The organism is Bacteroides rodentium JCM 16496, from assembly GCF_000614125.1.
GTDB classification, from domain to species: Bacteria; Bacteroidota; Bacteroidia; order Bacteroidales; family Bacteroidaceae; genus Bacteroides; species Bacteroides rodentium.
Window position 1 is genome coordinate 206,667 of record NZ_BAKJ01000001.1, and the last position, 9,822, is coordinate 216,488.

The following is a 9,822-nucleotide window of genomic DNA, read 5'->3' on the forward strand; positions in this document are numbered from 1 at the left end:
CCTTTCGTTCTGCTTCTCAAGGATTTGCATGCTGACGGCCTTCTTCAGCCATCGCTTTCCGGTGGCGCGCGACGCGCCTTGCACCTGACGGCTTCCAAGAACTCGGTGTAAGAGAATTTCGCGGGCAGAGAGGCCAGTGCCAGCTCCATGCGACCGGGTTTCTGCATCAGTCTCGGCTTTTCCAGCGTGGCAGGCAGGGCGCTGCTGAGCAGGCGGGCGTGCTCTACGGTGGTGAAGGCTATCATCATGGCCGCATGGAAGTCATTGTCGGTACAGACGTACTCCTTGGCATAGGGATAGTCGGCATACTTGCGGAAGACGGTGAACGTGGCTGCCAGGCGCATGGCTTGCAGTCCGCAACGCAGCACGATGCCTGCCGTGGCCTCGCTCCCGTCGATGGCTGCCTTGCGCAGCAGTCCGGCAAAGGCTGCCGTGTGCTCCTCCCACTGTGCGGGCGTGAAGGTGACGAGCGTGGGCGACTGGAGCAGCAGGCGGTGCATCTCGAAGAGCTCTTCGCCCAGCTTCCGGAAGTGCTGCATCCGGTCGATGTTGCCGTTGTGGGGGCCGCAGTTCTCCCACACCAGTTCCTGCCGGCGGGTGTAGAACATGAAGCGGCTGTAGAGTCCCGACTCGAGCGAGCGGAAGAGGGAGGTGAACTGCTCCTGCGTGCCCGAAAGGCAGACGGCAAGGTGTGGGGAGGCGGCGAACTTCGGTTCTCCGTCAATCTTGAACGAGGAGGCCACTTCTTCGTGCTGGAAACACTTCAGGAGGATGTCTTCAAAGTTGCCGTAGTCCTGGCTGAAAGCGCTGGTCAGGGTGACGATTTCCGTGGAGACCATGGTGCACCCCACTGCCTCCGCAGCCGCCAGACTCTCGATGAGACGGCTCTTGCTGGTGGTGGCGGGCAGCTTGAAGTATTGCATGACGGGTGCCTGCGGCTTCAGCCCGATGTCTGCCTTGCGCTTCTCGCACTTGGCGTGCCGTTGTTCTTCCTCCCAGGCCAGCGTGTTGCGGTCGAAGGCTTGCTGGCGGTCGCGGTTCTGCTGGCGGTAGTACTCGTCGGTGCGGTTCAGCAAGGCCGATGTGCAGGCAAGCACCCCCTTTCCGGCAGCGGCGGGCGCCACGATGGCAGGTAGGAGTGGGGCGAGACATAGCGGTCTTTATAGAAGAAGCCGACGTGCGGAAAGAGGGCGCTGCAACTGTTCAGGCTGCCCAGCAGCAGGATGTCGCGTTCGCGCCGGTTGGCGGCATTCTCCGTGCAGCGCAGGAAGAAGGAGGGGCATAGTCCGAAGACCTCGTCGGGAATGTAGGGCATGTCGCCCCGCAATCCGTCATTTATTTCCAACAAATCTTCCTCTTCCGTCTCTTCCCCCTCCGGCTGGGGAAACCCATAGTGAGCCTTGAGCTAAATGAGCCTTCGTGTCCTTGCCTTCGGAGGCGACTTTGTCGTTAATGAACTGATAGCCAGTCGTTACCCGCTGGCGGATGTCACGCTCGGTAAAGTCGGGCATGGCATTGCGTCCGGCATAGAGCGCCGTCAGCTGTTCCAGCTCTTCCGGCGAAAAACCTTTACGTGCGGCGGCGCGGCCCAGCTTCAGCGCGATACTGTTCCGCTGTCCGGTCCGGAACGGGTATTCTTGCTCAAAGCAGGCGATGAAGTTTTCCATGAATCCGGAGCCGCTTGCCGGGAGCTGCCGGGAGGCGGGCTTCGGTGCCGGGGTGTAGACGAAGGGCACGACCTGCGGATTGAGGCAGGCCTGCGGGTCCCAGGAGTAGTAGCAGGGTTGTGTCAGCGTCTTGCACTTATCGTCGTAGGGATGGCGGACATGGCGGCTGATGGTCTCGCCTACGGCTGCGTAGAGCGGTGCATAGCCTGCCTCCGTGTCTTCGCAGCGGATGCGGACGAAAATCTTCACCCCTTCGCCGGAGATGCTGATGAAGGTGGCGGCAACGAAAGGAAGCTCTTCGGCCAGCTTCTTTACTTCTTCCGTGCGGGCATCGGTGTGGTCGAGGTCGATGCAGAGGATGCCGCTCAGCTCGCGGCGGTCGGTCACGGCATGTCCGCCTTCGCAGACGGCAGAGGGGGTGATGCAGGGCATGCCGCCTTTGATGGCTTGCGCCTCCGCCTCCTTGCCCTTCCGGGACTTGAGCAGGCGGTATGCCAGCACGCGCTGCTTGAGTTCATCGCTGCGCACGGTGGCGAGGAACTGTTCGAGCGTGATGGTTTGTGCACATTTGCTGCGCACGTTGGGGAATCTGGAGAAACGGATGATTCCGGGTGTGGGTACTGTACTTTTCATATTCTTCCGAGTTTTTACAGTCGGACAAAGGCACTGTTGCCTTTGCACGATGCAAAGCTGTGAAGAATAAAAAGGGGAAAATCGGGCTTTTTCTACACTTTTGGAGAAAATATGGCTGATAATCAGTGGATTACTACGAATAAGTGTAGCGGTTGTTTTTCTTGGGTAATTAACATCTTTTAGCGGTTCAGGTGCACGAGCAGTTCCTTTTGGCGCGTTCCAGCTCTTTTCTTTCTTCTTCCGCCGCTTTCTTTTCCGCTTCGAGCCTCTTGTTTTTCTTCTGTTCGTTCTCTTCCAGTTTCTGGTTAATCAGACGGTCGGTTTCTTTCAGCAGGGAGCAGAGGCGGACGCTCAATTCTTTGTCGGTCTTCAGCAGTTTCTTCAGTTGTTCGAAGAGCTTCTTGACGGCACGCATCTCAATCCCTCCGGTGGTGGGGGTACCCATGTAGGCTGCACCTGCCATCAATCCTCCCATCAATCCTTCCAACAATCCTCCTGCTCCTGCCAGAGCCCATCTTGTGAGTCGTCTCAATATGTGGGGATTGCCTTCCCGGCATGCGCTTATCACCTTGACGAGCATTTCCGTTCTCGTCTCTGTTCTTTCCATCATCTCTCCGGCTGCCTGCCTGATGGCTTCCAGCCGTTCTACTCCGGCATCCGGCAGTTCTCCGGCCCACTTGGCGGCTTCTTCCTGGTCCCGTTCCATTTCACGGACCGTATTTTCGTTCAATCCCGTCAGGGAAAGTTCATCCTTTTCTTCTTTCATTGTAGCTGTAAGTTCAATGTTTATGTGCTGCAAAGGTAACTTCTTTTTCCTTTCTACCCATAAATAATCCGTTTTAAACTTCACTTCGCACGAGTTCGCACGATTCGGCATCTGCCTCCTGGCGTTTTCCGCACCTTTGCCATGTCCTCAGGGGAAGAGGCGGGGATGCGGGACAGACGTCGCCCTCTTCTTCCCTCTCCTCTGCGGACAGAGAGCTCTCTTTTTTCTTTAAACTATTTACTGTTAAATTATTAAGATTATGTCAGTAACCTACAAACGTATGTTCCGCAAGAACCCGACCAAGACGGACGGCTCGGGTCTGTATCATCCCCAGCTCGTCATCTGGGGCAAGTCCGCCACGCTCGATACGCTCTCCATCCAGATGAAGGAGAATAGCTCCCTCAGCCTGGGCGACATCCGGAGCGTGCTGATAAACTTTGTCAGTGCCATGCGCACGGAACTTTACAACGGGCATTCCGTCAACGTCGACGGTTTCGGTGTCTTCAGCCTCTCTGCCTCCACCGTGGGCACGGAGAACAAGAAAGACTGCCAGGCCGACAAGATAAAGGCTGTCCGCATCAATTTCCGTGCCTCCAGCGCCATCCGCCCCAGCCTCGACACCGCCACCACCCGCGCCGAAGAGCGCATAGATTTCGTGGATTTGGAAACGCAGCTCGCCCGTCTGAACCTGAAACCTTCGGAAGACGGCGAAGACAGCGGCGGTTCCGGCGGAGGAGGCTCGGACGGAGACCAGGGAGAGAATCCGCTGGGATAAACTTATTTACGATTGGACGATTTACGATGTACGATTGAAATTCGTACTGTTAAATAATCGCACCTACGCAGGCATTTATGATACGAAGAGTAATCTCAATCGTACATCGTCAAATCGTCAATTACTACTCGCTACTAACAACTAATTACTAACCAATGAGAAAAATCAACTACATCGTGGTGCATTGCTCCGCCACACGCGAAGACCGTTGCCTGACGGAGCACGACCTGCTGGCGGCACATCGCAGCCGCGGTTTCAAGTGTATCGGCTACCATTACTACATCCGCAAGGACGGCACAGTGCTCGGTACCCGCTCCCTGGAACTGCCCGGTGCGCATTGCCGCGGCCACAACGAACATTCCATCGGCATCTGCTATGAGGGCGGGCTTGACTGCCACGGATATCCCAAGGACACCCGCACGCCGGAACAGCGCTCGGCCCTCCGTCTGCTGGTGGCACAGCTGCTGAAGCACTTTCCCGATGTCCGCGTCTGCGGCCACCGCGACCTCAGCCCCGACCTGAACGGGAACGGGGAGATTGAACCGGAGGAGTGGGTGAAGCAGTGCCCGTGCTTCGAGGTAAGCAAAGAACTGTAAAATCATTTAAAACACAGAACATTATGAAGATAACAAAAGAAACCTGGAAAGACATCCTGAAGATTGTGGGCACCATCATTGCCACCATAGCCAGTGTGCTGGGCGTGCAGGCGATGCCACTGCTGTAAAGCCGTTCGGTTTATTTTAAATTAGGCTTGCAGTAAGCCGGTGTATAGGCTTGCTGCAAGCTGGTTCTTTCTTGAGCACAAACATTCTACCAATATAAAATAATAATAATCATGAAGAAGAATATACTATGGCTCGTCCTGCTGCTCTGTTCCTTGCAACTGCAAGCTCAAACAGAATCCATACAGCGTGTTAACATCAAATCTCCCGAAGTTGCCGCCTTTACCAAGGTGGGAGAAGTTCCGGTCAGCTTCTATACGGGTGTTCCCCAGATTTCCATTCCCATCTACGAAGTGAAATGTGGCAAATTGAGACTTCCCATAACTCTGGACTATCAAGCCACTGCCATACAAGTGAATCAGGAATCTACCTGGGTCGGCTTGAACTGGCTGCTGAACGCAGGCGGAGTAGTGACAACACAGATAACCAAACCCGAAGCGGGAACGCTGAAAAAGGACTGGGAGTTCTTGTACAATAGTCTGAATCTCCGTACAGTGAATACCGATGGCTTGGGACGCTTCTATAAAATGGACGGAAATCATGAAAGTGGTTGGCGCGGCAGTTATGGCTACAACCGTTTCAAATGCATTCCATATCCCAAGACAACCGACATATCTTTTGCACTTTATGCAAAAATGCTGGATAACCATGAAGGCGAGGCGCAATCCTATACAGCCGATTTCATGGGTCGGCATATAGAATTCATCTACCATCCGTTGCAGGAGAAGTTCATAGTAACGGGGAAGGGACCTATCGTAAAAATTGCGGGAGGAGCCACCGGCATATCCAAGATAACCGATGCCGACGGTATAGAATACACATTCGGAATCACAGAAACCAACTCTCCGGATTCTTATACCACGGCTCCTTATGCCAAGCGGAACGTTTCGTATTACCTGACCCAAATAAAACATCCTGACGGGAAAACCATCCGTCTCAGCTATAAGCAATATGGCTCTATCCGTATGTTGCCCGAATTGCAAGAGTACTGGCATTACGGTTTGACCAATACGGTTGATTATAAGGTTGAGAAACAACTCTCTGATTTAGTGAAGATAAACAACTACTATTTATATGAGATAACAACCGATGAAGAAACAGTGCGCTTTAATGCAGGGACTCGTACCGACCTGATGGGAGGGCGTAAATTGGAAAGCATTGAAATTAGAAGCAAGGCTGACCAACTGTTCAAGCGCTTCCGCTTTACGTACGATTATTTTGCAGGCAACGGTGTGGAGGCAATCGGCTTCGCGAATATTACGAGAGCCGTAATCTTCTGCCAAACTACAGTTTGCTTTACTCGGATGCTGAGGTAAACAATCGCTTGCGCCTTGTTTCCTTGCAAGAAGAAACGATGGTAGGAAGTACGTTAAAGAAACTTCCGGCTCATCAGTTCACTTATCAAGGAGAGCTTCCCGGTAAAAGTTCCTCTGCATGCGACTATTGGGGACATTATAACGGGCAGTCCAACAAGACGCTTCTGCCCCCTCTTTCCTTGGCAGGCGAAACGGGTTACAACAATTTCCCTTACTCCCTTCCTATGCAAACAGCCAACCGTAGGTGTAATCCTGCCACTATCACAGCCGGTATGCTTTCCCAAATTACTTACCCTACCGGCGGAAAGAGCAGTTTCAGTTACGAACCTCATTCTTTCACGAACTACACCTATCTGAAGCTGGGACAGACAATATCCAATGCCAAGCCTTTGTCAGTTTATGCCATGACAAGTAACTGCAACTCGACCATCCCGGCAGTAAACACCGAACCCAAAGACTTCACCATAGAAAACGACATGCTTGTGGAGATGACCATTCGACATTCGTGTCCGGCAGAGTTGTCGTGGAGGGATATGCTGGGAAGTCCGGCAATGTTGATGGTCTATGACCAGCATCTTTCAAGTACAGCCATGCATCCCTATAAAATATGGGCACTTTCTCCGGCTGATACGCTTCGCGCGGAGGGGAAGGGAACAAAAGTGGTGAAACGTGTGGAGTTGGTTATGCTCCCGGCAGGCAAATACCAGCTACGCCCCCAGATTTCTGCACCCCAGATTACCCCTTACCCCAGTTTTCCCGGAGAAAAACGAGTGGAGATGTGGGTTAAAAGTACTAATTCCTTCATGTCCCAAGGTGGAGGGGTCCGGATTAGGGAGATTCGTCAGACGGACGGGAACGGGAATACAATCGTTTCCCAGTACGGCTATACCCAGGAGAGCGGCATGTCTTCGGGCCTGATGATGTATCCTTTGCGATTTTCACGCAACAAGCTCCAGGTCTATCAGGCAGAAGCAGGCCCGGGCCATAGTGAAGGCGGTAGTTCCATCGATCCCGTACCTCCTGCAGCAGTGCTGAAAAACTATTGGTCGGTCCGGTCGGAGAATATGGCTTCCGGCAGGGGGACATTGGTGGGATACAGTCGGGTGACTCTGACACGCGGCAACGGCAAACAGGTTTATGAATTCTGGAACAAGAACGACAAGAATTCTTCGTTTGACTTCTATCCGCCTTTTGATGACCCCCGTAACGGCAATTTGTTGCGTGAAGCGGTCTATTCGTCGAACGGCAACTTGCAGCGCGAGACAGAAAACACCTACAGTGTGCTGAAAAAGGAACATCATTTTGTAAACGCCCTGGTAGAAGACATACATAGCGGTGCCGAAGGTTGCAGTAGTTCCGGAGTCGACAACAAATATGCGCACTCATGCGGTGGAGGCCGTGTGCTGTTCTGCATCTATCCTTCTTCCAGATTCTGGATTGAATGTACCAACCGTATAGCCAAAGAATACACCGATAAAGGCGTATTGACTACCGAATACCGATATGCTTATAACCCATGGAACCTGCAGCCATCTGCCGTGCAGACAATTCATGATTCTTCCTTGAGCGAAACCGTGCATATGCTTTATCCGCAGAACTATGCAGGAAACGGTTATCCCCAAACTTTGGTGGACAATCACATACTGAATGTGCCGATCGAAACGGTCAAAGTGACCGACCGGGCAGGAACATCAACAGTGACGGTCGGGGAACTGTACCGATATAACGAGAAAGGGCTGCTGACTTCGCATTCCCGTCTCAAACTGTCTGCCCCGCTTGCCGTAGGCAGCTTCAAGTTCTCCAACAAAAGTATAGGGGTTATCGGTACCGATACGCTGACCAGGGGTATCTATTCCCCTTCGGCAGATTATAGCGCTGACGCTTCCTGCACCTATACTTCAGGCGGCAACTTATCCACAATAACGGAGAAGCAGACGCTGACCACGGTCTATCTGTGGAGTTACAACAAGCAGCACGTTATTGCGGAAATAGCCAATACAACGTATGCCAAAGTCAAGGAAGCCCTGGGGTATACGGATGCCCAGATGACTACACTCGAAAATTCGGCCGCTCCGGACGTGGCTTCCGTCCGTAGCAAGCTGGATACCTATTACATGGGAACCGCCTCGCAAGTCACCACCTATACCTGGTCGCCGTTCGTGGGCATTACCTCCGTAACCGGTCCGAACGGGAATATCACCCGCTACAGTTATGATGCCTTCGGCAGGCTGCAGAGTGTGACCGACCACGAAGGGAAGACCGTACAGGCCTATGAGTATAATTACAAGAACCAATAAACACCGATACAGTCATGAGAAAGAAAATATATTGCCTGATAGCTCTGCTGATACTTGCCGTCCATGCCATGGCACAAGTGTCGTCACAAAACTATGTCCGCACCACTACAATGCTGAATGCCGACGGGAAAAAACTCTTGGATGAGATAATCTATTACGACGGTCTGGGACGTCCGTTCCAGACTCTGCAGAAGGCATCGGAAAACAATGTCGTGAAAAGCCGTCTTGCCACCCTGCAGGAATATGACGCCTTGGGCCGTGAAGCCAACTCCTGGTTGCCGATAGCTCCTGCTGCCGACTATACTGCCCCTGCCTCCTTCAAAAGCAGCGCACCGGGAAACTACGGCAATGATGCCGCTCCTTACAATCGCCCGGTCTATGAGAATTCTCCATTGAACCGACTGACCGAACAGTACGGTCCCGGTTCGGCATGGGCGAAACATCCGGCAAAGACAGCCTATACATCCAACACACTCGAATCGCCGTTGCACTGCATCCGGTATACGGTCAGCGGAAGCTCGTTGGCAGGCGGCACCAAATATCCTGCCGGAGAACTTGCCGTTGTTTGCGCTCAAGATGAAGACGGCCATCTCACTTACACCTTTACGGACAAGCAGGGACGTACCCTGCTCGTCCGCCGGATGAACGGCAGTGCTCCGTATGACACCTATTACGTGTATGACGACCTGGGGCGATTGCGCTATGTACTTTCGCCGTCCGTCGATGGCAATATCGCCGTAGCCAATCTGGCGCTGTATGCCTACCGCTACGAGTACGACAGTTTCGGTCGTTGCTCCAAGAAGTGGCTTCCGGGAGCCGGGAGTTCGGACTATACAGAATACGTCTACGACCTTGCCGACCGCGTCAGCTTCACGCAGGACGGCAGGCAGCGTGCTGCCGGAGGCAATAAATGGATGTTCTATCTGTACGACGCTTTGGGACGATTGACCGGCAAGGGGAATGTACGGGAAAGAACGCCTCTTCAAGTCCGGTGGTACACGTACAGAACTTCTACGACAATTATGACTTTCTGTCGCAATCGGGATTCACTAACCGTACTTGGTTTCCTGCCGCCACAGCGCAGGATAAGTCCAACGCCCGGAATTATCAGACGGGCAGCATCCTCTCCCTGCTTGGCGGCACGGGCAAGGTATATGTTGCCAACTATTATGACGTCAAAGGGAGGGTGACACGTACCGCCCGTTCGCAGCCGGACTTCTGCCTCAAGCAGGAGACTGCCTACACCTTTACGGGGAATCCTCAGACCATAAACGAATGGCACTACAAGGACGGTACGCCTACCGTAAGCGGGAAATATACCTATGCCTACGACTCGTGCGACCGCCCGGAAAGCGTGAAGTTTGACCTGAACCACAGCGGGACATCCATCACACTGGCAGCCTACACGTATGACAAGTTCGGCAGGCTCCAGAGCCGGGAGTTCCATGGCGCAAGCACCAACAAGCTGACCTACGCCTACAACCTCCGCGGCTGGCTGACGGGTATCAGCGGAAGTAAGTTCACCCAGACTTTGTATTACAATACCGGCACCGGTGCTGCTAAGTACAACGGCAGCATCAGCAGTATGACGTGGAAGGCAGGGAATGAAAGCATTATCCGTGGCTACAAGTTCACTTACGACGGAG

Annotated in this window: 10 protein-coding genes and 1 pseudogene; 8 read left to right on the forward strand and 3 right to left on the reverse strand. The window is 53.3% G+C overall.

What is annotated here, in order from left to right:
- Positions 1 to 44 precede the first annotated feature (44 nt).
- Positions 45 to 1,124, reverse strand: a complete 1,080-nt coding sequence (locus JCM16496_RS23205; RefSeq protein ID WP_369346645.1) for a DUF3987 domain-containing protein — start codon at positions 1,122 to 1,124, stop codon at positions 45 to 47.
- Between JCM16496_RS23205 and JCM16496_RS23210 the strand changes: the two genes are divergently transcribed.
- On the forward strand, positions 1,082 to 1,285 hold the full coding sequence (locus JCM16496_RS23210; protein WP_244440170.1) for a hypothetical protein: 204 nt from the start codon (positions 1,082 to 1,084) through the stop codon (positions 1,283 to 1,285). The two genes, JCM16496_RS23205 and JCM16496_RS23210, sit on opposite strands and share 43 nt — an antisense overlap.
- A 46-nt stretch (positions 1,286 to 1,331) precedes the next feature.
- On the opposite strand, the gene JCM16496_RS23215 is transcribed toward JCM16496_RS23210, so the two are convergent.
- On the reverse strand, positions 1,332 to 2,300 hold the full coding sequence (locus tag JCM16496_RS23215; RefSeq protein WP_244440171.1) for a BT4734/BF3469 family protein: 969 nt from the start codon (positions 2,298 to 2,300) through the stop codon (positions 1,332 to 1,334).
- 187 nt (positions 2,301 to 2,487) lie between these two features.
- Positions 2,488 to 3,066 carry a hypothetical protein gene (locus tag JCM16496_RS00785; protein ID WP_128809374.1) on the reverse strand — a complete coding sequence of 193 codons (579 nt, stop codon included), beginning with the start codon at positions 3,064 to 3,066 and terminating at the stop codon, positions 2,488 to 2,490.
- Between the two features lie 259 nt (positions 3,067 to 3,325).
- On the opposite strand from JCM16496_RS00785, the gene JCM16496_RS00790 reads away from it, so the two are divergent.
- The 7 genes and pseudogenes from JCM16496_RS00790 to JCM16496_RS21215 all read left to right on the forward strand — a co-directional run.
- On the forward strand, positions 3,326 to 3,841 hold the full coding sequence (locus JCM16496_RS00790; RefSeq protein WP_025831640.1) for an HU family DNA-binding protein: 516 nt from the start codon (positions 3,326 to 3,328) through the stop codon (positions 3,839 to 3,841).
- 155 nt (positions 3,842 to 3,996) lie between these two features.
- Positions 3,997 to 4,437 (forward strand): N-acetylmuramoyl-L-alanine amidase, encoded by a 441-nt coding sequence (locus JCM16496_RS00795; protein ID WP_025831642.1) that lies wholly within the window; start codon positions 3,997 to 3,999, stop codon positions 4,435 to 4,437.
- Between the two features lie 23 nt (positions 4,438 to 4,460).
- On the forward strand, positions 4,461 to 4,565 hold the full coding sequence (locus JCM16496_RS22600) for a smalltalk protein (RefSeq protein WP_159102424.1): 105 nt from the start codon (positions 4,461 to 4,463) through the stop codon (positions 4,563 to 4,565).
- Positions 4,566 to 4,676: 111 nt separating this feature from the next.
- Positions 4,677 to 5,879 carry a hypothetical protein gene (locus JCM16496_RS00805; protein WP_025831643.1) on the forward strand — a complete coding sequence of 401 codons (1,203 nt, stop codon included), beginning with the start codon at positions 4,677 to 4,679 and terminating at the stop codon, positions 5,877 to 5,879.
- Positions 5,880 to 5,917: 38 nt separating this feature from the next.
- Positions 5,918 to 8,176, forward strand: coding sequence for an RHS repeat protein (locus tag JCM16496_RS00810; RefSeq protein ID WP_025831645.1), 2,259 nt, complete (start codon positions 5,918 to 5,920; stop codon positions 8,174 to 8,176).
- Between the two features lie 14 nt (positions 8,177 to 8,190).
- Entirely contained in the window at positions 8,191 to 9,366 is a 1,176-nt protein-coding gene (locus JCM16496_RS00815) for a DUF6443 domain-containing protein (RefSeq protein ID WP_025831647.1), read from the forward strand.
- A pseudogene (locus JCM16496_RS21215) lies at positions 9,363 to 9,822 on the forward strand (hypothetical protein); the annotation flags it as partial. The gene JCM16496_RS00815 and the pseudogene JCM16496_RS21215, both read left to right, overlap by 4 nt.

What these genes read in the sequence shown, in the direction of transcription:
- JCM16496_RS23210 (WP_244440170.1), top strand. Translation starts at nt 1,082, where the DNA reads ATGTGCAGGCAAGCACCCCCTTTCCGGCAGCGGCGGGCGCCACGATGG.
- JCM16496_RS00815 (WP_025831647.1), top strand. Translation starts at nt 8,191, where the DNA reads ATGAGAAAGAAAATATATTGCCTGATAGCTCTGCTGATACTTGCCGTC.
- JCM16496_RS00810 (WP_025831645.1), top strand. Translation starts at nt 5,918, where the DNA reads ATGGTAGGAAGTACGTTAAAGAAACTTCCGGCTCATCAGTTCACTTAT.
- JCM16496_RS22600 (WP_159102424.1), top strand. Translation starts at nt 4,461, where the DNA reads ATGAAGATAACAAAAGAAACCTGGAAAGACATCCTGAAGATTGTGGGC.
- JCM16496_RS00805 (WP_025831643.1), top strand. Translation starts at nt 4,677, where the DNA reads ATGAAGAAGAATATACTATGGCTCGTCCTGCTGCTCTGTTCCTTGCAA.
- JCM16496_RS00795 (WP_025831642.1), top strand. Translation starts at nt 3,997, where the DNA reads ATGAGAAAAATCAACTACATCGTGGTGCATTGCTCCGCCACACGCGAA.
- JCM16496_RS00790 (WP_025831640.1), top strand. Translation starts at nt 3,326, where the DNA reads ATGTCAGTAACCTACAAACGTATGTTCCGCAAGAACCCGACCAAGACG.
- JCM16496_RS00785 (WP_128809374.1), bottom strand. Translation starts at nt 3,066, where the DNA reads ATGAAAGAAGAAAAGGATGAACTTTCCCTGACGGGATTGAACGAAAAT.
- JCM16496_RS23215 (WP_244440171.1), bottom strand. Translation starts at nt 2,300, where the DNA reads ATGAAAAGTACAGTACCCACACCCGGAATCATCCGTTTCTCCAGATTC.